The sequence below is a fragment of the Paenibacillus sp. VT-400 genome, assembly GCF_001029205.1.
In the GTDB taxonomy this organism is placed as follows: Bacteria; Bacillota; Bacilli; order Paenibacillales; family Paenibacillaceae; genus Paenibacillus; species Paenibacillus amylolyticus.
The window spans coordinates 1,626,052-1,645,989 of sequence record NZ_LELF01000067.1 but is presented as its reverse complement, the minus strand read 5'-3'; the positions used below and the strand labels follow the sequence as shown (position 1 = coordinate 1,645,989).

The 19,938-nt window shown below is 37.8% G+C and carries 29 protein-coding genes and 2 pseudogenes; 3 read left to right on the top strand and 28 right to left on the bottom strand.

The features are described 5' to 3' along the window. Positions 1 to 317: 317 nt before the first annotated feature. Positions 318 to 791: a MarR family winged helix-turn-helix transcriptional regulator gene (locus EL84_RS18190; protein WP_047842571.1), complete on the top strand. Its 474-nt coding sequence runs from the start codon at positions 318 to 320 to the stop codon at positions 789 to 791. Between the two features lie 41 nt (positions 792 to 832). Continuing rightward, positions 833 to 1,282 (top strand): DUF1569 domain-containing protein, encoded by a 450-nt coding sequence (locus tag EL84_RS18185; RefSeq protein ID WP_047842570.1) that lies wholly within the window; start codon positions 833 to 835, stop codon positions 1,280 to 1,282. A gap of 44 nt (positions 1,283 to 1,326) precedes the next feature. Here the strand turns inward: EL84_RS18185 and EL84_RS18180 are convergent, their stop codons facing one another. The 15 genes and pseudogenes from EL84_RS18180 to EL84_RS18120 form a co-directional block, all read right to left on the bottom strand. Next, positions 1,327 to 1,923, bottom strand: a complete 597-nt coding sequence (locus tag EL84_RS18180) for an HAD-IA family hydrolase (protein WP_047842569.1) — start codon at positions 1,921 to 1,923, stop codon at positions 1,327 to 1,329. A gap of 45 nt (positions 1,924 to 1,968) precedes the next feature. Then, positions 1,969 to 2,289, bottom strand: coding sequence for a hypothetical protein (locus tag EL84_RS32850; protein ID WP_321163447.1), 321 nt, complete (start codon positions 2,287 to 2,289; stop codon positions 1,969 to 1,971). Further along, positions 2,261 to 2,911 carry an acetamidase/formamidase family protein gene (locus EL84_RS18175; protein WP_321163446.1) on the bottom strand — a complete coding sequence of 217 codons (651 nt, stop codon included), beginning with the start codon at positions 2,909 to 2,911 and terminating at the stop codon, positions 2,261 to 2,263. The genes EL84_RS32850 and EL84_RS18175 overlap by 29 nt, the downstream gene beginning before the upstream one ends. Positions 2,912 to 2,997: 86 nt before the next feature. Next, complete coding sequence (locus EL84_RS18170) at positions 2,998 to 3,474, bottom strand: DUF5662 family protein (RefSeq protein WP_047842568.1); 477 nt, start codon at positions 3,472 to 3,474, stop codon at positions 2,998 to 3,000. Between the two features lie 17 nt (positions 3,475 to 3,491). Next, entirely contained in the window at positions 3,492 to 4,001 is a 510-nt protein-coding gene (locus EL84_RS18165; RefSeq protein ID WP_047842567.1) for a phosphotransferase-like protein, read from the bottom strand. A 54-nt stretch (positions 4,002 to 4,055) separates the two neighbouring features. Next, a complete protein-coding gene (locus tag EL84_RS18160) occupies positions 4,056 to 4,538 on the bottom strand; it encodes a DinB family protein (RefSeq protein ID WP_047842566.1) in 483 nt (160 codons plus the stop codon). Between the two features lie 31 nt (positions 4,539 to 4,569). Beyond that, positions 4,570 to 5,226 carry a DUF4367 domain-containing protein gene (locus EL84_RS18155; RefSeq protein WP_047842565.1) on the bottom strand — a complete coding sequence of 219 codons (657 nt, stop codon included), beginning with the start codon at positions 5,224 to 5,226 and terminating at the stop codon, positions 4,570 to 4,572. A 41-nt stretch (positions 5,227 to 5,267) separates the two neighbouring features. Further along, positions 5,268 to 5,821 (bottom strand): annotated as a pseudogene (locus EL84_RS32575) (helicase). A gap of 184 nt (positions 5,822 to 6,005) precedes the next feature. Then, positions 6,006 to 6,533: a YfiT family bacillithiol transferase gene (locus EL84_RS18150; RefSeq protein WP_235431544.1), complete on the bottom strand. Its 528-nt coding sequence runs from the start codon at positions 6,531 to 6,533 to the stop codon at positions 6,006 to 6,008. A 299-nt stretch (positions 6,534 to 6,832) separates the two neighbouring features. Then, on the bottom strand, positions 6,833 to 7,234 hold the full coding sequence (locus EL84_RS18145; protein WP_047842564.1) for an NUDIX hydrolase: 402 nt from the start codon (positions 7,232 to 7,234) through the stop codon (positions 6,833 to 6,835). 52 nt (positions 7,235 to 7,286) lie between these two features. After that, positions 7,287 to 7,715 carry a hypothetical protein gene (locus EL84_RS18140; protein ID WP_047842563.1) on the bottom strand — a complete coding sequence of 143 codons (429 nt, stop codon included), beginning with the start codon at positions 7,713 to 7,715 and terminating at the stop codon, positions 7,287 to 7,289. Positions 7,716 to 7,905: 190 nt separating this feature from the next. Next, a complete protein-coding gene (locus EL84_RS18135; RefSeq protein WP_047842562.1) occupies positions 7,906 to 8,430 on the bottom strand; it encodes a hypothetical protein in 525 nt (174 codons plus the stop codon). A gap of 200 nt (positions 8,431 to 8,630) precedes the next feature. Further along, complete coding sequence (locus EL84_RS18130) at positions 8,631 to 8,834, bottom strand: helix-turn-helix domain-containing protein (RefSeq protein ID WP_036670472.1); 204 nt, start codon at positions 8,832 to 8,834, stop codon at positions 8,631 to 8,633. Between the two features lie 100 nt (positions 8,835 to 8,934). Beyond that, positions 8,935 to 9,336 (bottom strand): GNAT family N-acetyltransferase, encoded by a 402-nt coding sequence (locus tag EL84_RS18125; protein ID WP_047842561.1) that lies wholly within the window; start codon positions 9,334 to 9,336, stop codon positions 8,935 to 8,937. A gap of 133 nt (positions 9,337 to 9,469) precedes the next feature. Further along, the gene (locus EL84_RS18120) at positions 9,470 to 9,691 is read right to left on the bottom strand and encodes a helix-turn-helix domain-containing protein (RefSeq protein WP_179086413.1); all 222 of its coding nucleotides are present in this window, start codon (positions 9,689 to 9,691) and stop codon (positions 9,470 to 9,472) included. Between the two features lie 153 nt (positions 9,692 to 9,844). Here EL84_RS18120 and EL84_RS18115 point away from each other — a divergent pair, with 153 nt between their 5' ends. Beyond that, on the top strand, positions 9,845 to 10,132 hold the full coding sequence (locus EL84_RS18115; RefSeq protein WP_036609138.1) for a hypothetical protein: 288 nt from the start codon (positions 9,845 to 9,847) through the stop codon (positions 10,130 to 10,132). Between the two features lie 22 nt (positions 10,133 to 10,154). On the opposite strand, the gene EL84_RS18110 is transcribed toward EL84_RS18115, so the two are convergent. From EL84_RS18110 to EL84_RS18050, 13 genes and pseudogenes are all read right to left on the bottom strand, one after another. Continuing rightward, positions 10,155 to 10,646, bottom strand: a complete 492-nt coding sequence (locus EL84_RS18110) for a GNAT family N-acetyltransferase (protein WP_036609140.1) — start codon at positions 10,644 to 10,646, stop codon at positions 10,155 to 10,157. 241 nt (positions 10,647 to 10,887) lie between these two features. After that, on the bottom strand, positions 10,888 to 11,541 hold the full coding sequence (locus EL84_RS18105) for a lysozyme inhibitor LprI family protein (protein WP_047842560.1): 654 nt from the start codon (positions 11,539 to 11,541) through the stop codon (positions 10,888 to 10,890). Positions 11,542 to 11,733: 192 nt separating this feature from the next. Beyond that, a complete protein-coding gene (locus EL84_RS18100) occupies positions 11,734 to 11,946 on the bottom strand; it encodes a hypothetical protein (RefSeq protein ID WP_036609144.1) in 213 nt (70 codons plus the stop codon). 10 nt (positions 11,947 to 11,956) lie between these two features. Next, positions 11,957 to 12,331, bottom strand: a complete 375-nt coding sequence (locus EL84_RS18095; protein WP_047842559.1) for a DUF4304 domain-containing protein — start codon at positions 12,329 to 12,331, stop codon at positions 11,957 to 11,959. 209 nt (positions 12,332 to 12,540) lie between these two features. Then, positions 12,541 to 13,083 carry a GrpB family protein gene (locus EL84_RS18090; protein WP_047842558.1) on the bottom strand — a complete coding sequence of 181 codons (543 nt, stop codon included), beginning with the start codon at positions 13,081 to 13,083 and terminating at the stop codon, positions 12,541 to 12,543. Positions 13,084 to 13,311: 228 nt separating this feature from the next. Next, positions 13,312 to 13,773 carry an NUDIX hydrolase gene (locus tag EL84_RS18085; RefSeq protein WP_047842557.1) on the bottom strand — a complete coding sequence of 154 codons (462 nt, stop codon included), beginning with the start codon at positions 13,771 to 13,773 and terminating at the stop codon, positions 13,312 to 13,314. A 246-nt stretch (positions 13,774 to 14,019) separates the two neighbouring features. Then, complete coding sequence (locus EL84_RS18080; protein WP_321163445.1) at positions 14,020 to 14,694, bottom strand: inositol monophosphatase; 675 nt, start codon at positions 14,692 to 14,694, stop codon at positions 14,020 to 14,022. A gap of 287 nt (positions 14,695 to 14,981) precedes the next feature. Beyond that, positions 14,982 to 15,614 carry an AAA family ATPase gene (locus EL84_RS18075; protein WP_047842556.1) on the bottom strand — a complete coding sequence of 211 codons (633 nt, stop codon included), beginning with the start codon at positions 15,612 to 15,614 and terminating at the stop codon, positions 14,982 to 14,984. Between the two features lie 185 nt (positions 15,615 to 15,799). Next, a pseudogene (locus EL84_RS18070) lies at positions 15,800 to 16,258 on the bottom strand (VOC family protein). Positions 16,259 to 16,367: 109 nt separating this feature from the next. Next, positions 16,368 to 17,138: a nucleotidyltransferase domain-containing protein gene (locus tag EL84_RS18065; protein ID WP_047842555.1), complete on the bottom strand. Its 771-nt coding sequence runs from the start codon at positions 17,136 to 17,138 to the stop codon at positions 16,368 to 16,370. Positions 17,139 to 17,339: 201 nt separating this feature from the next. Beyond that, positions 17,340 to 18,119 carry a Cof-type HAD-IIB family hydrolase gene (locus EL84_RS18060; RefSeq protein ID WP_161799435.1) on the bottom strand — a complete coding sequence of 260 codons (780 nt, stop codon included), beginning with the start codon at positions 18,117 to 18,119 and terminating at the stop codon, positions 17,340 to 17,342. Between the two features lie 211 nt (positions 18,120 to 18,330). Next, positions 18,331 to 18,957 carry a Type 1 glutamine amidotransferase-like domain-containing protein gene (locus tag EL84_RS18055; RefSeq protein WP_047842554.1) on the bottom strand — a complete coding sequence of 209 codons (627 nt, stop codon included), beginning with the start codon at positions 18,955 to 18,957 and terminating at the stop codon, positions 18,331 to 18,333. A gap of 224 nt (positions 18,958 to 19,181) precedes the next feature. Then, on the bottom strand, positions 19,182 to 19,841 hold the full coding sequence (locus tag EL84_RS18050; protein ID WP_047842553.1) for an HAD hydrolase-like protein: 660 nt from the start codon (positions 19,839 to 19,841) through the stop codon (positions 19,182 to 19,184). Positions 19,842 to 19,938 lie beyond the last annotated feature (97 nt).

The window sequence follows — 19,938 nt, the reverse complement described above, 5'->3', positions numbered from 1 at the left end:
AAAACATATATCCTTAGACCTTTTTCTTCCCTAGAAAAAGGGCAACCTTATGATTCAATTGTTCCCCTGCTTGAGCATCTGTAGAAACGGCTTCACGAACATGCAATTTTGTCATAGATAACTTGTCTCCTTATGGTTTGGATCATGACGTAATTGATCTATTTATAGCTCAAATTTTATATAACTCTTCTGGATTAACGAAAATTCCCCTATCTTTCTATTCTTGATTTTAACATGAACAACCTTCTATATCTCAGAAGCAATAAGGATATATCGGATATATTGACAGCACACTGTCAATTAATTAAGATAAACATATGAAATACAACCAAAATATAGAAGATCCACTAAGCAAGTTTTCCCTTCACATCTTTCACATTCATGGATTATTGATGCGTTCGGGGGATATCGTTACACGTTCACTCCATCAGAGCAGTGCCCGATGGCAGGTATTGGGTCGCATTGGACATGGTACACCGACAGTAGCCAAAATCGCCCGTGATATGGGGCTAGCCCGCCAAAGTGTACAGCGCATTGCAGATGTATTAACCGATGAAGGGCTCACTATGTACAAAGACCATCCGACAGACCGACGAACCAAGTTACTTGAATTAACGGGGAAAGGAGAAGAAGTGCTGGAAGCGATCTATACACAGTACGATGAATGGAACCAGTATATTATGGCTCACCTTGATCCGAAGCAATTATTAGATATAACGAATGCTCTCGGCCAAGTCGGGCAAATTTTAGAAAAGGAAATTACACAGTTTAGCGATAAGGTGAATGAGTAGAGAAGCTTAATCTAATCCAAAACAATGATTGGGGTGTTCTTATGAAAAGTATCTTCATTAAAACGCATGCTGTGGAAATCGTAGAGCGTATTGATAGACTCAGTGCAAATTCCAAGCCTGAATGGGGAAACATGCAGGTCCCTCAAATGCTGGCTCACTGCTCGGCATTTCAAGACATTCCCATGGGGAATGCTTTTCCACCTAGAGGATTGCTAGGAAGGCTCGTTGGAAGGTTCGCCAAACCAATGTTTTATAACGAAAAGCCATTACCGCATAATATGTCGACCATCCCAACAATTATTATAGAAGACAACAGAGAGTTTATCGTAGAGAAAGAGAAACTGAAACAAAAGATTACAACTTTCCAAAGTCTTGGTCCAAGAAAATGCTCCTCTCACCCCCATCCTTTTTTCGGAAGATTAACACCTGAGCAATGGGGTATAGGCATCTATAAACATTTAGATCATCATCTAAAGCAATTTGGAGTGTGATTCGTAAAACGAACGTTTTTTTTGGAAATTATGGATTATACTTGTTATTCATTGATGAACTTCCCTAGCAATGACTCAACTTCATTAACCCAATCTCCTTCTTCGTCAGCCAGTAAAGTCCTCCAACCAAGTAGCTTAGCAGAATGTAAATTTTTCTCTTGATCATCTATAAATAGAACCTCTTCTCCAGCTGTCAGGAAGGTTTTGACCCGTTGGTATATCTCAATCTCAGGTTTGCATAAACCCACTTGATTAGAGATGGTTACACTTTTGGTAAATGAGCTTAAACGGCTCAGATTCGGCTCAATCCATTCCTTGCAATGATTGCTGAGTAGATGGATATCTGCGAACTCACTCCATCGCTCAAGGTATTGAGCGGCTGGTAAGGGAACAATTGAATTGTATAAGATGTCCTTCGCTCGGCTTATTGATAATTCGGGATACATCTCCTTCAACGATTGCCAGAACTCTTCTTCCCTCATCATTCCTGTCCAGAGCTTTCGTTTGATTCCTGCAAAATGTACTTTCAAAGATTCTGCCGATAGGTTGGTTTCCTCACTCATATCTTTCCAGCACGTTAACGACATATTACTTAACAAAACCCCTGCGATATCTAAAACGATCTGTGGTCTGCCTTTCATTTTATCGACCCCCAATTTCTAATACGATGTATAACAGGCCTTAAGTCACTTAAAAGCGTCATGCGGAAGGACAGCATGCACACCCTTAACGCCATTCACAATTTGGGTGATACGCAGGTCAATTACCGCGCTTCCAAGTGCAATCGCTTCCACTCGATCTAGTCCGTACAACTCACCCATCAGATCGAGCATCCCGTCTAATGCTTGAACCGTAGCCTCATTCAGATCTTCATGAAAACCGAAGGTAATCCAGCCGGATGGCGTATGTGCACGAGGATTGGTCAAAATCATATCATCAATCACATTAAGCGTGACATCCACCACTTCCATCGGACATTCAATGGCCTGACTGACAGCTGACTTCACCGTCCCCCTGCCGTGCATGACCATCACCAATCGCGAGATAACCCCCGTCTACGGGGATAGGTAAATATAATTTACTTCCCTGCACCAGTTCCTTGCAGTCGATGTTCCCTCCACAATAGCGAGGCGGCCAAGTCGTATGAATTCCTCCCGATTCTGGCGGCATGCCCACTACACCCATAAACGGCGAGAGAGATACAGTGAAGGACTTTCCTTTTATTTCACAGCTTCCACTCATCGTTCGGCGATCAAGTGTCCAGTTCAGCGACAGTTCTTCAACCTCTGTTAGATGTAACTTCTGGTTCTGCCAGTTCGGATATCCGCCGGCGGAAGTAAACCCGTAACTCCCGGGTACGATCTCATTAAAAACAATCTCCAACGTCTGTCCTTGCTTCGCCTCATCGATATAGATCGGACCGATTAAGGCATGACCTCCATCTTTTTCACCTTGACGATCAATAGGTTTCATGCGTTCCACATAACTCACACCTGTTCCCCAGCCCGCATCTAGCGTCTGAAAACGAATGGAATCACCAGATTTCACGCTCAAAATGGGGGTTACCTCATTAGTAAATGAACCAATCAGATTTTCCTGAGTTAATTCAATCGTATGAATGGTCATCATAACCTCCACAGTTTCGGAATTCAGCTTTTTGCTTAATTATCACGGTATCGAGTATCTTTATTTGCAATAACGATCCGCTTCCATGATCATATGAACTTCTCATCCTTTCTAATAAATAACTGTTCAAGCTCTTCTCTCGTCACTGGATGTAAAATAATATCTTGTGAATTTATCATTCGTTCTACCAGATTAGAATCTTTCACTTTACGTCCCCATTTTCTTGAAAAAGACCTCCAATCACATACCATTTCTATCAAATATTTCGTAGGCATGGGCAGAGCTTCTTTTGTATTCCTATTTACAATCCAATACTCCCAATGATGTTTGTTATGATTTTGGTGATGTAGCCATGCATTCTTCCATCTTAGATGGGTGTCTTCATCCTTCTGTTCTGAATAAAAATGAATTGCATAGGGAATAAATTCTTGCGGAAAGAACTTGGATATATCATGAATTAAACCTTGCACATACAGACCTTCTTGCCAACATTCGATCAGCACGTTCAATTTATGCTCAACAACATATAGAAAATACCTCCAGTATGCGGAACGAATGGTCACCATCCCCCATAACGTTGTGTTTAGAACAGCGCTGCAATAATCTTCTCTGCACATTCTTCCGGTGTGTTCATACTTGTATCAATCGAATACCTATAGTTGATGTTTTGGGCCATGATTTGATACTGCTCATCCGATTGCTCTTCTCTTCGATCCCCACGTTCGATGTTCCGCTGACGACAGATATCGAGAGGACAGTGTAGTTCTACAATATCCAGTGGATACCCTTCAAAAATCTGTTTGACTTGTTCATAATGCGGCGCGAGCTCCGGTCTTTCCACAAGTATGCCATCGATCAGAACATGCTTTCCATGGTCTGAAAATACTTTTGCCGTATGATACATCATTACAATCGCTTCACTCAGATACTTCCAGTAATCCGTCTGAAGATGTTTATCACCAATCGTATTTTCAAATAAATCATTAGCCACAACATAGAAAAACGGATCATCGTATGATTGCATCGCCTCTACAATTGAAGTTTTACCAGAGCTGGTTACACCGTTCAAAAATATAATTTTGCCTTTTTCCATGATGTTCATCTTCCTTTGCTTAAGTATAATTTTATAAATGTAATACAGCGTGTTCTACGTGTGTTTCATTGATTTTTTGAGCAGCATGATTTGGCCAATATGATAGGCATTATGAATACATAGATTTGATACAACTCCCCACCATGGCGCGTTGAAATAGGAAGGGATCTCACGGGTCAATTTATGTTCTTCGCTGTCTTCTAGTGCCCTGTTCCAATCACCAAAGACGGTTTTCAGTCTATGTAATGTCTTGCCCCACTCCACTTCATTCAGGTTAGACGTATCTATGTCGAATGTATCCTCATTATTCACTGAATTCTGCCCGTTGACCTGTTCGGCAATATATCTCTCAAGCCACTTCTCATTCCAGAAAATAAGATGATTGACGATCGCCCAAATGGAATGCTCTCCCTCATTCTTTACATAAGAGGCTTCCGCCGCATTGAGGTCTGTCAAAATATCATGAAGTGGAATAAACCAGCTCTTGTCATGATAACAGGCGTTTAATTGGTCTATGAGAATAGCTTTGTAACTCATCGTTGCACCTCACTCAGATTAACATCATCATTTATCCGTTCATTGACTTCGCAATCTTCATCACAAGATCTTCTGACATGTTTCTACCATTGATCTCGTATTGCAACGCCTTCCCATGCACATCCTCTTCGATCCATATCAATTGGGAAGTTTCGTTATTGAAAATATAAAATGCTTGGACGCCACGTATGGCTACCTGTTTAACCTTAGTACCATCATGATCAGACAATGCGATCCGGCTCTTTGTTGTCCCGAAAATATTAAGTTTATAACCACCGTATTCTTTATACGTTATGCTGATGCCCACAACCTTCTTATTGGGCTTCAGGTCTCGTATCACTACATTTCTACCTGACCTGTTACTTTCTTCAATCATTTCATCGATTTCTTGCGGAGTTAAATTATCAAATCCATAAAATACATGAATGGCATCTATATCAGAATCAATCGGAAATTTCGGCTGCCATGGAGAATAATGTTTCTGCAATTGTTCCAAACCGTCTTCCCATGGAATAGCTGCATAATTGGTCTGTTGCGTGAATTGGTTCTCTGTAACATCTGCGGTGTATATCGCCTTCCCTTCACCAGGCTTTAAGTCAATGACGATCCGGTCAATCGTATTATCATTGCGTAAGGATTCAATTTGAATTTTTCCAAGCACATCTCCGCTTTTGTTTTTGATATCCATTGGTCCTTCACTCCTTTGCTTTCAAAACATCTTCCTGATCCTCATACAATAGAAAGCCGAGCCCTACAGAAGATAAAGCGATCATGAGGACTCCAAATATGCAAATGGTCGGCAAGATATCCTCGTAACCATAACTTGTCGTTTAATCGTCTGAGATAAAAACCTTTTGGAAATTCATTATCCTCCGTAAGGGCTGCAGATGCTATGGTAATGGAGCCGGACGGAGCTTTGTTACCCTCTGAAATATTGGTAGAACATATCTCAGGCTGATCCAAACATTGCATTCTTAGATAAGGTCCTAACTCAACCGGACAACATTCTAGCCCAAGATCATTTGCTCTTCGAAAGAGCTGAAAAGTCGTAGCACCATTCGAAAATCCAAGTTGTCTGACGGTCAACTCAACCGTTTGCAAGCTTTGCTTTGTACCGGAAACTACAAATCTCTCATCATTTAACAACTGTTCTCCATATTTATTCAATAAAATAGAGTGTTGGTCCAGTTTCTGTATAAGCTGTGGTTTTGTTAAACCGCCAACGTCTACTATTTAATTTCAACTGCGCAATCAGGGTATACTTTTTCGTCTTCAATCAACATTTGTATCCCCCTAATCTAGTTTTCTTATAATTGACTTTATATTTAAAACGCAGTCACTCATCTAGTTCTGAATCCGTTTACATACTAATCCTAGGTAATTGATAGCAGTAAACCAAGGCTCCTCAGAAATTCAATTCACAATTTCCCATTATGTTACCTCCACACCTGAGATGTATATAAGACCCTACCACCTCTGCGATGTTATACAAGATTTAATTTGAGCAATATGATGTTGCCCGTGCCATACAAATCTTTGAATAGCGATATCCAATGTAATTGTACCTAACACTTCTGTTCGGAGTTTTCGTCTAAACCGATCGGGATGTAGCCCTTGCAGCAACGTGAGGAATCGCTTGTGCAGTATCTCCATCAACAAAATTGAATCTTCGATTGGCGTATTCCTGTAATCATGTAATGATGCCCATAAATCCTCTCGATATGAGCTTGCCATCGGTTCATCTTCAGTTAATGCTCTCTTAAACCTGATATAAGCGTTCATGTCATTGTCCGCAAGGTGGTGCACAATCTGTGTGATTGTCCAACCGCCATCACGATAAGGAGTACAAAGTTGAGCATTATTGAGATGTTCTGTAATCTCTCTTAAGGTCTTCGTAATTCCGGGAATTTGACCAATGATGTGGATTCGGTCCTCACTAGAGAATTTAAGACTTGGCTCAAAGTGTCCTATCGGAAAGCGTACATTTTCATCCAAGGTTGACCACCTCTCCATTTCTCTACTATAGAACCAAATCATATCCAATATAACCCACAATGTTCCATTTGCGAAGTGTAAAAGCAAAAAAAGAAGCAACCTGTATTCTCGGGCTGCTCCTTATATTACACTACTCTCATATCTGTATTTTGATTAGAAAACTAGCGCAATTAAACCTGAGTTACGAAGGTACAAACATATAAAAAGCGCCCCTATCTTGGGTCGAATGGTGTTTGTCTAGAACATCACCAACCAAGATAGGAGCGGCTTTAAGGTGGAGTCTACCATAATGAGTGACCTTATTCTGAAAATTCAATCAAAAAAGGATGGCTTTTCTCATCTAATGCATTATGAATTCTTTCATAGAAATTCCCCCATGTTATCATTTGCCCAGCTTCTTCTAAAGTAAAGTAGCCCACTTCTTCACTTTCATCACTGGTAGTTAAAGCTCCACCAATCGGTTTTCCAGTAAATATATTGTTGCATACACCGCGCGTTATGTTCTGATACAAACCACAAAATTTTATTAATTCAATATCAATCCCTGTTTCCTCTTTAACTTCTCTGACTGCTGCCTGCCTAATAGTCTCTCCTTCTTCAACACAACCTTGAGGCATTTCCCAACCTCTTCGTCCTTTCATGAGTAAAATCTCATTATGTTCATTGAGAACGATTACACTAGCAGAAACGATAAATTTCATTCTAATTCCTCCTATGCTGCTTTAAATAACCACTCTTCCTCGAATGGAATAGCTAAATCCCTAGAACTGAAACATAATCTTGAGTTGTTAATTGCTTTTTAATCCATACAACAAACTCTATGATTAATTCACGAAGTCTCTGAACACTATTGAGAAAATCTTGTTGAAACTCAACTTTAGAACTGCCAAAGAAGAAATACACATGTTCATTTATTAATTCAATTGTTACTTTTTCATCAAGGAGATTAGCAAACGTTTTCAAATCCTCAAGGATCACCTCCCACGTTTTCCGATGTATTTCGTTAAATGCATAATGATCATATCCAGAAAATATATTTTCTATTGATTTCTCTACAAAGCCGAATACTTCCTCATCAAAGTAAATTGAGTCCTCATTCCAACATTGCCCAAGGTACTTCCCGGGTAAAACTTCAATATAACCAGTTCCTTCAAGTTCTTCCCTATCTCTTATTATCTTCATCGTTCACCCTCATTAAATAGTTTCGTCGATTTCACATACTTTTCTGTATATAAGACCCAGCGTAGGCTGGGTGTACTGCTTATTGGGCCCAAGGATCAATGTCCACCGTTTAATTGTTATATTACCTCCTGGTCCTCTACCAAAACTTCTGCTGACAGAGGGACGTATATCCCGATGTGTAAATACGGAGTTATGTGATTTCACTGCCTTCATTGAGTAAACTTATCATTTGCCTGTTGGTTTTTATGATTATCACTTTGTCTTTATAAGGGGACAAGAAACTACAGATTTCTTTCCGATTTGTACTATTAAATTTATGATTCCAAATAAGCATTTCAATTAGTCCTCTTAATGTTTGCTTGTATATAGATCTTTCTGCGCCTATTCTTTGTTTAACAAATCTCATGATAATTCTAAAATGTCGAATCAATACATTAGTGTCTAGGTAATAAATTACATCTGCTCTTGAAAAGCTATCAGAAAGCCATTTATAATATACTCCCTCTACAATCCAACTATCATTATCAATTATTTTATGTAGTAATTTATCTCTCACGTCTGGAGAATTCTTTCCTGAAAACTCCACTTTACTGCTCCACATGACTGTATCTAGTTCGTGAATTTTTATATTTAACTTTTCTGACAAAACTTGACCAAGGTATGTTTTTCCGCTACCAGTTGAACCTATAATATGAATTCTTAAAGGTCTAGACATAATTAGCTTCTCCTCTTTAATTTATTGCAGTGATTTCTAATCACCTTCCTTTTTTTATGCAGTTCAACAAACTCTCGGAGGTGTCTGCCAAAATATCAACTTCGAAATCCATTTAGCAGACCAAGGCTCCGTTAGGAGCCGTTGCTTTATGTCATACGACGGAATCTCAATTTTGGTTAACAGCAGATGTTATCATCCCATCATTGATCTGCTATATGCTCCAATAGATCTCCAGGCTGGCATCCCAATGCCGTACATAATTTATCAATTACTTCTAAAGATACATACTCATTCGTATTGAGTTTTGCCATCGTTGCCGATGAGATCCCCGTGATTTTTAATAAATCCTGCTTCTTAATCTCCCTGTCAATCAATAATTTTTGAAATGGTTTATAACTTATCATCTGGTATCCCTTCATATCCGAATTGAAGCTTTATATAGGACCTTCTCAAAAACAAATTCATCTAATCAATTCTCATCTGATCGGAATCTTTACTTCAATGCTATACCATATCTGAAATAAACATGGCTTTAGTTCCTTCTTCTGGCTTAAATCCAAATATTCCATAGAATTTTTCTGCACTATCATAGGATATAAGTACTTTTGTTTTGACATTAGAATATCGACTAAGCATTTGTTCCATCATTCTCTTTCCAATTCCTAATGATTGATATTCTTTGTGTACTAACATGTAATGAAAATATACTGTCATCACGCCGTCAGACAATGCATTTATTAAACCAACTAATTTGTTATCATCCCATGCAGTAATAACCGTATGCGAGTTGTTTATTGCTTGTCTAAGATCTTCTGGGAAATCTCCTGATTTCCAGTCCACCGAGTGAAACAGTTCTTGAATTGCGTGTGTATCAATGTCTTTTATTTCTTTGAAAATGATTGTCATAATATTGCTCCTATGCTTGTTGTTTTGATTGGGAGTATTGGATAACGTTTCTGTATTCTTGAACCCAAAGGGGGGGCTGCTGAAATTCCTTCTCAAAATCTATCCACAGACCAAGGCTCCGGACCTTCACTATTTATTTTTCTCCTGGTACGTATTCGATCAAATCAGATAATTTACAATTAAATGTATCGCATAGCTTGAATAAGGTTTCCAGCTTTGTTGTTTCTATATTTGTTTCCCTATAGAGTTTATTGATCGAATTCCGGCTTAAGCCCGATTTTGCCATCAATTCTGTTATATCATCTATTCGATGTTCTGCCATGAGTTCTCGTATATTACACTTGATTATGTTCATCTTTTCCCCTCCGTAATTCTATCTTATCTTTCATATTAGCAATCATCAACAGAAAGCGAAGTTTTAACTCTACAAAGTCAAATATTCACCTTGCAATTAACTCTAAGAGGTCATATAATAACTTTATAGAGTTAATTAAAGGAGGAACTAAATATGATTAATACTGTAGAATCATTAACAGAACCACTGATAAGAATACGTTTAGATTTGCTCTATACTAAGCTTCTGGAGTGTCATAGAGAGTACACTCAGCTTTCTGCTGAGACAGATGAATATTTTAAAACACTTCGTGATGCTTTGCCCGATCAACTTCAACATACAGTTTTTCTTTACGAAGACGCACAAATCTCACTCCAATCCATCCTAGAAAGAAGTATCTACATACAAGGTTTCAAAGATGCCCTACAACTATTTAGTGAATTGCAGAATTCTAGTATATAGAGGGTTATATGACCCTCTTTTTCTAATTTCTTGTACTAAATTCTTGTATATATTTTTTTCTATCTTGTGCATAGTGTTCAGTGTAGTTAGTTCCTTTAAAACTTTCTATTACACTTCTCCAAAATGTCCTTGCCGGAAGATTGCTCTCCATTTGCGAAATCTTCCAATTCGCTTTGTACATCTTAAATGCTTCTATTGCTGCTTTACGACCTATGCCCGATCTTCTGTATTTCTGTAAAACCATAAAATCGTATATCACATGCGTCGGATCTGGATCAGTATCCATATTCTCAAAAAGGACTACTATAAAACCAACGAGTTTACCTGCTACTTCTATAAAAAATGGATTCCATCTTTCGTCGCCTTCCCAATAATAATTTATGTTTACTTCGAATTTTCCGTTTCTATCTATATCTCGACCTGTATATTTACTGAAGTCATACTCGTACAATTCATATAAATTGATTAGTATACTTTTATCTTCAGGATTTACTCGGACAAGTTTTAATTCCACGTTTGCATCTAACTCCTTTTTTTTCAATGCACTTCGCGGTTTCACCTAACGTATGTCCATTCCTGACTTTGATTCCCCTTAGATAGCTCTTATCTTAAGTAAAATTAAAGTGTCGTATGGATTCATTTCATCGAAACTTCGCAGGCGACCAAGGCGTGGTATCCCCGCAGCTTGAATACATTGTTATGTGCCGTTACTGCTTCGAGGCATCACCTAAAAACCTTTGATCCAGATTCCAACTTTATTTTTTACTTTGGTATAAAAACTCAACTTCACCATCTAGCAAATATCGATATTCAAATAATTGCATTGTTCTTTCCCTAATTCTCTCCCGTATAACCGTGCCTAGGCTTACCGAACCTTTTGATCCAAGGTAACCATTATTAATAAATGCCTTCTCTACAAATTTTGTTTCCTTTAAGTGATATTGTAACCATTCTTTCTGCGATTCGATTAGTGCTTCTCTTGGTTCTCTATCCAACTTAGAACAAAGCTTTTTATATATTTGATTCAACTCTTTATCCCAAATCTCTGTATATTTGCTTTCCAACGCCCCCCATTCCATTGTTGTAATAATCTCTTTTGAATTTTGAGCCTCATTAAATTCCACTTCATAATCATGATCTATAGGATTTCGAAGCATTTCATCATAAAATTCTCCTTTCAATTCATAGTTCCCAATGCTCATGGATAACACTTCATTGTTAGAAGCATCTGATCGACCTTCAGTTATTTCTTTCGGTTCTGTTCCATTACCTGTACTCACTTCATCAGGAGGCAGTTCAGAATTCATTTTTGATTTAGTTTCGCTGTTCAAGGTAGTCGATTGACTACTATTTTGGCAAGATGAAAACACTATTGTAATAAAAACTAATAAGAGTATCTTACCTTTCATAAATTATCTCCTTTAATGGCGCATAACGTTCCTGTATCCACGACCCTCCCACCAACTTAAGCGACCAATTGGAGCGGCCGCGATGCGGCTAGTCGTACGGATGTGTCCGCTGATTCTCTTCCCTGCCGATTGCTTCTTGCAGACCGAGGAGCTTTTAGGCGCCGAAGCACGGATATAATGTTAGAAACTCCCTCAACTTATGCCCTCAAAGTCCTTAATGAGTCCTGTTGCTTTCCCAATATTATTTAGTCCCCATTGAGCATATTCTTTCGCATCCCTATTATTACCTTGAAATTTATGTGTTCGTGCAATTAACAAAGCCAACCTTAAATCAAGTGGAGCTCCAAAATCTTCAATTTTCTTAGATCCAGCTATTATCTCAACTAATGAAATTGATGTAATCATCCTAGGAAAATCATTGAATTGAGAATAATAACTCATTCCTTGATGCAAAAATAACTCCGTATTGAAACCATCTTTCACGCTCCATAGTAAAAAATCTCTTCAGCCAATTTGCTTTTTTATTAAGACGTTTTCTGAATTCACAATCATAGGTCGTGATTTCATTTGAAGACTTAAATTCACCAATAGAATTAGGGAGAAAATCTAGATACACCCCCATATCCATAACACAAGATCCACCGGATTTATCTGCCTGAATCACCAGAGTGTAAATAAAGTGATTATCAGTTGTCTTAACAAAATGATGATCGGTTCCCATAAACCCAACCTCATGTAGTTTTGGAGCAAAATACACCCTAATTAGCTTTCTAAAATCTTTAGTATTCACGTTTTCATATCCTTTGTGAGATTTTCGATAACGTTGTTTTATTCACAAACCCGAGAGCTTAAAGGGCACCAGCGACTGGGTCGAAGACCTAGCATCGTAGGAGTTGTCTGTCTGATAAGACTCCCGCGAAATATCTCTAACAGACCAAGGGGCGTTAGCCCCGCAGCGTGGTTAATTTGCTATCGGATGTTTTAGTCCCATTGAGCAACCTACAAGTTCTTTCCATATTCATTAAGTACTTTATTTACAAATTCGGTCTTCCCATCCGTATAAGACTGACGATTTTCTCTATATCTAATAGCAAGTTCTTTCTTTAGATTGGCATATTCGACTACAAATTCGGGATTGCTAATTAATGCATCTCTGAAGGATATATGTCTTAATAACTCTTTGCTCTCTTTATTACAAACATATAAATGATGTTCAGGTTTCTGTATTTTTACTATACTATAAGGAACATTTGCATCTTTTCTTGCAAAAGCTTCTCTTTTCTCAACACCCAAATTCCCTTCATGATAGTAACCTAAACTTTCTAATCCTTGAATTACATCTGGAAGCAAGTCCATAGAATCAATTACTACATCAATATCTAAAATAGGTTTTGCCGCTAGTCCAGGTACTGCGGTACTACCAACGTGCTCAATTCTAAGTACTAGATCCCCGAGTCTTTGTTCTATGATGGATTTTAAATCAGAGAACATTTCAGGCCATTCATTGTTGTAATTTTCAATAATTATTGTTTTTTTACTCATCCTTGAGATGCCCCCCAAAAATAAAGTATTTACGAATATTTCAGATAACATTACTGTATCTACGAACCCGAGAGTCTTAAGTGACCGAAGCGAACGGGTCGCCAGACTTATGCTCACAGGGTTGTCAGGCTGTTTTCACTTCCCTGCCATAACTTCGGCCGGGCCTAAGGTGTTAGCACGCAGAGTGAATACGTTGTTATAAGCCCCATCTTCTTCAAATCCCTCAAGCTATCGTTTACTTAAGTGTTTAATATATCTTCCATCTGTTCCGTCTTGAAGCAACTCTAGTAACCCATCTGGTACCAGTTTTACTGTCAAGTTCCCCTTAAAATAATGAAGTGGTTTCCATACTGCTTTATAGGGTTTACTTCCTTCTATTCCATCTATTTCTTCCAAATCGTAAAGTGATCTATTCATAAGTTCAGCCTCATAAATAAAATCATTTTCGTGTCCAATTTGATCCCGATAGTTGAATATATTCTCAATTACACCAATCAAGATAGGTTCTGAAATATCTGCATCAATTTCTTCTTTGACTTCACGAATTACGGTGATTTTACTACTTTCTCCATATTCAACGGTTCCCCCTATAGGTCGATAATAAGTTATGCCTACAGCCTCATCAAAAAACTCTTCTAACAGTAGTTCATCCCCTCTTCGGATAACACAAAGTGAAACTGTTCTAATCATTAATATGTCCTCCCTGCTTCTATGCAATTAGCCCACATAAATATAATTAGAGTTTGTCGTATAAAGTTCCTGTATCCACGACGTCCAACCGACTTAAGGACCCTCAATAGTCCGGCCATGAAACGGTTAGTCAGGGCGGATGTGTCCGCTGATTCTCTTCCCTGCCGATTGCTTCTCGTGGACAGAGGAACTGTCAGGCTCCGAAACGTGGATATAATGTTAGATGAAGTCAGTTGCTTCTAGGTGTTAGCTCAATCCTTCTCTTACAATTTGCAATAGTTCTTCTTTGTGGTCTGGGTGACATGCAATTAGATAAGGTTCTTCTTTCATTCCATTAAACTTATTTCCTTCAAAATCTATAACAAGCCCCCCTGCTTCCTTAACCATTAAGATACCTGAATACAAGTCATCACCTTCAGAATTGTACAGAATAATTCCATCAATATCTCCTTTGGCCAACATACACCATTGAAGCGTTGGGGCCCATAATCTTAACATTCGTTTAAATCTAATATCAATGTGTTGTCTTAGTTTTACTGCTTGTGGGTCGTTTTGTACTCTGTGACCTTGAATCCAACCTATATTTCCTTTGAAAATATTAGGGTTACTCTTAATTTGTATTTGTCTATTATTGCAGCTTGTCCCTTCACCAATAACAGATACAAATAAACGTTCTGTTAGAGGTTCATAGACCACTCCAAGCACAGGATCTTTTTTATACATTAAGGTAATTGATATCGCAAAAACAGGTAAACCAATCGCAAAATTATTAGTTCCATCTAAAGGATCAATTAACCATAACCAATCGTGCTTAGTTCCGATAAGCCCTGCCTCTTCACTGTGTATCTGATGATTTGGAAATACGTCTTGGATTTGTTTGATAATCATTTCTTCACAGATATGATCTACTTCAGTAACCACATCCCCAAATTCATCTTTAGATCTCAGTCAACAAAGTTATCAAACTTCTCTTTAGAGATTAGACCTGCTTCGCGAATAATTCTTATTGCAATCTCTTTTGCGGTTTGAATAATCTTACGATCCATTACGCACCTCATATTGGTATTGATTTTGATTTTAACTGATTTCATCTAACATTTTGTGTTCACGACGACCGGCGAATGCCTGATACGTCTGGCTAAATACATTCTTCTGCTTATAGCTTCTATCCGACCAAGGAGCAGTAGCGACGATGCTTGAACATCTCGTTAGGCGATGTCGCTGCCCTCCATGATTACCCTTACATACTCATCCCAATCCTTACCATCTGTATTGATTTCTATTGTTGGCACTCTTGAGATTTGAGCTTGATGTCTTAATACATTTTGGATTTTTAATAATTCACTTACCGACGATCTTACATCTTCTTCTGTTTTATAGATCCATTCTTCGGGTTGTCTACTTTTAATTCTTTCTTCTACAACTTCGGGCGAGATTGTAAGCAAAATACACTTGGCGTTTAAAGACTCAAGCTGTTCTTCTATTTTATTTATCTCTTCCAAATCCGAATCTACAAATGCAGCTCTATGGTTTAAGTGAAACCTCTCCAGAACATAAAATAGTCCCCTAGATCCTCTAGATGCAGGACCAAGTTGACTTGCCCAATCGTTAAGTTTCTTGAGCATTTGAACTCGCTCTTTAAGTAACTCAATGTGTTCTTCTCGCGTTAGACTCACATATTCTCCATGTTTATTATTCAAAATTTGAGAATAATGTTCTCCAAGGATAACTACGCTCCGTTCTGAGGATTCTTCTTGTGATTGATATCGTTTAATTGCTTTTAATACTGAAGTCTTCCCGGCATTTGAGTATCCTTCAAGAATTATTCCTCTAATATGCATTTAAATCTCCTTCCACTAGCATTTATTTCGCCTAACGTTTCTGTGTTCATACGTTCAACTTAGTTGAATGCGTATGATGAAGCGTTTTCATTTGGCAGACCAAGACTCCGAAGGAGCCGCAGCGTGAATATTATGTTATCTGATGCTGATACTTCTTTTAAATACCCCAAAACATTCTTTAGTTTTTATCTCTTCAAAAGGTCTTCCCATTCTTCGATTGATAATTTATTGGATATATTCTTTAAGTTTTCAGGGACACTTACAAAACACATTAATTCTAAACTATTTCCATCTGGATCATTGAAGTAGACTGAAGCATTTCCCTAATTAGGCCTTACAAATGGATTTATTGAATCTCTTTTTCCAAATGGAACAGGCTCTATTTCAATAGTTTGAAGCCATTTCACACTGTCTTTAAGATCTTCATAACTCACTCGAAATGCTATATGCCTTAATGATGGATGATAAGAAGTGAGATACTCTGCACCTTGCCATAGACCGACCCACCTCTTTTCTTTTTCAATCCAGAAGAAAGCTGTATCTTCATCTCTCCAGGCCAGCTCTAATCCTAATTTAGAATAAAATTCGATCGATTGATGTAAGTTACTCACTGGTAAATGTGCTTCATACAACCCAAGTATCATGTTTTCTCCTTTCAATCTGACCAGTTTCAGACGTTTTGTATTGACTACGTCCCGACGTGCTTAGGGGGCTGGATCGCTTCTCAGAGTGACTACGAGCGTCAATATGTTGTTAGCCAAATGAATTTCTGGAAGCAGCCATTGTATTTAGAGTGTTCTCAAAATAGCGATATACTTCATCTGCAATTCTCAAAAACTCTTCAACAAGTACATTGCTGCTATCCAAGTAACAATCATATAGATACTCAACTAAAGCGGAGTCAATCTCACAATAGTTTAATATGGCATTCTTCATCTTAATGATTTCATCTTCCCATACCCCTGTATCTTCTAAAACCAAAGAGTATAATGCACGAATTAATCTCTTAGAGTAACCTTTAATATATCTAGTTTTCATTGAGTGATCACTAACATTAGAAAGTGAACGATGTACACGATCTACTTCCTCCTTGGTATCTGTATTTAAGTCTAAAATGAATTCTGGAGAAATTATGATCGGGGGTACTTTTTCACCAATGTCCTCCCCATGTATACAAACACAAATGATCTTAATCCAAAAACCCCATTCATTCGGTCTACTTAATACATCATCAATCGAGCAAATGATCGTATCCATCTTAGTGACGAATGGATATTCTTCCAAAAGCCTGTCTTTAATCATTGACAATCTTTCGTAATCAATATCTTCGGGATTTGCACATACAATAGTAAAGTCTGCATCTGACTTAAAAGGTTGAGCTGTTCCTTTTGGAATCGAGCCACACATATAAATGCTATGAATCTTACCTTTAAATTCGTTAAGTATATGATCTATATACTTATCAACCAAATCCTTATATTCACTTTGTATTGTAATTCTATTTATAACTTTTTCTAATATCATATAGACTCCTCCTAAAATAAGAACTTCTTTCGGCTAACGTTGTTGTATTCCTGACGTTCAAGCAGCTTACCGTAGGGAACGAGTCAATAGACTTAGCTGATTGAATGTGTCGCCTTAATCAACTTCTCCGATATCCTTCTTGGCGACCGAGGAGCAAGTGCGACGGTGTATGAATGTACTGTTAGATAAAGTAACCTTGAGTTACCCACAAAATCTTTCTAGACTTACAGCAACACCGTTTTCATCATTATTAACGGTTATTTCATCAGCGATTTCCTTCAATTCCCTAATCGCATTTCCCATAGCAATAGAATATCCCGCCATCTTAAAGAGGCCTACATCATTATGATCATCACCAAATACAATAACGGAATCCAATTCTACATTATATAATTCACAGAGTTTAGTAATTGCCATTTCCTTAGATGCCAGAAGAGGCATGATTTGTACTAATTTATTATTATCCGTAATTAGTATATTCACTCTACCCTCGAATTTTTCAAACAATCCAGAATTGTGATTATTGCCAGTCAGAAGTATCTTCGTGGCATCATATTGCTTTAATTCTTTTAAGGGTTTTACTATGGGGTTTGATTGTGTGTTCATTGAGCTCATATAATCAAGCTCTCTTAAACTAAACCACTCATCCTTCACTTCCATAGTCAGTTCAATTTGAGGGTCACACTTCAAACAGTAATCAAGAATTTCTGTAGTTACATTAGCAGGGATTGATTCATTAATTTCTATCTTGGTTTCCTTACATATCACTTGAGCTCCGTTGTAATATACAAAAGCCCCGATATCTACTAATCCTTGTGGAAGCAAACAATTAACCGCCCTGGGCGGTCGAGCTGTTGCAAATATTATTCTCATTCCTTTCTGATAACAAGATAAGACCGCATCTACGTTTCTCTTAGATACTTCTTTTTTTGAATTTAATAATGTTCCGTCCAAGTCAAGAACTACAGTTGAATACTTCAATGAATCAACTCCCAATATAAACTGCTTCGTTATTTTATTTACCGTTGTTGTATTTACGAACCCGAGAGACTTAAAGGAGCGACTGGGTCGAAGACTTATCCTCACAGGAGTTGTCTGCTGGATACTACTTCCTCGAAACCCCACTGACAGCCCAAGGGGCGTAGCCCCAGCGTGAATACGGTGTTTGCAAGATTTCAGGGGCTTCTTCGATTCAATGTGCTTGGTTCATTAAGATTGAGATATATTCTTCATCTTTAAGCCTTGTCACCTTACAGTTCTCATTGGATTCAAATTCTACTATTCTCTCTTCAATTGTTTTATTAGTACTACTTTTAAATATGTCCTCTCGATCATAGTGAGGAAAAATAAGCTTGTCGGTTACTCCTAATGCCTTAAAATCCGTTAAATTCATTGTGTTCATTTGTGGAGTAAAGAAATCGACAATGTTAATATTCGGCCCCAGTAATAACGTTCCTGCACTTACTCCAACTATAATTACATTCTGTGCGGCCAGTGTTCTGATAATTTCATCAGCACCACTTTTCTTAGCGTAATACAATAATGTAAATGGATTTCCACCATTGATATATATAACATCTCTATGTAAGAGATTTTGCGGGTCATCAAATTCAATATCTACGAAATTGATATGCTGAAATCCCATGTCCTTAAACTCTTGCATTGCTCTTTGTGCATATCTATTAGTTTCTTTTCTAGGGGATGCTGTTGTAATAATTGAGACTTTTAATTGAGAAATATCTCCATCAATAAAATCCAGAAATTGATTTTTAATATCTTCAGTATAAAAACCACAAGATGTTAGTAACAAGCTACTCATTTTAATCCCCGTCCTTTAATAATAGTATATCTAATCTTTATAATTTAATTAAGGAATCCCTTGGTTTCTGCTTAGGTCCCTGTATTCACGACGCTCGGCGAAAGCGGGTGTGTCCGCAGCAACTACTCTCCGAAGTCGCTACTGGGACCGAGGGCGGATGCCCTATGCGTGAACATTTTGTTATAGGATGTCAGCGTCTTCTACGATATAATTACAAAAGCATTCTATTTTACCTGATGTTTAAATATATTTTTTAATTCAAGTAAGTCGTCAATAATAAAATCCGCTTGTGCAAGCTCCCATTCTTGGGCAAAATCAAATCGACAACCGATAGCCTTCAACTCATTGTTTTTTGCGGCATTAAAATCAGAAATCCTGTCCCCAACTACAGTTGCATTGCTGATGTGATGTTTTTTAAGAATATGACCGACTAAGTCATCCTTATTCTGAGTCTCTATTTGCTGGATGCTAAAGGTTTCTGTCACCCAATTATTTAACTTGTAACAGTTAACGATAGCATTGAGGTATTCGTTTAGTCCATTACTTGCAATAAAAATGAAATAGCCTTCATCTTTCAAGTAATTAAAAATTTCTTTGACATGCGGATATAGGGCGCCATTGCCATTATTAATATTTGCAATTAACTTCTCAAGGAAGATCTCATCCACAATTCGTCTGATTTCATTTGAATGGTTCGGCAATAACGTTTCCCAAACTACTGGTAGAGGAACTCCCATTATTTCACGATATTTTTGGGTTGGAGCTTCACTCGACCATTCATTTAGAGACCTCAAGATAGTAAATGTTTCTTCTAACGATAGCTCTAAGATTTTGTTTGTTTGAAATAGTGTACCATCCATATCGAAAATAACCGCTTCCAGCATGATTTCACTCCTATACAAAATAAAATAATGAATTGTTATACTGTTTTTACGCTGATCACCTATAAAGTTCTGTATTCACCACGTCCCACCGAATTAA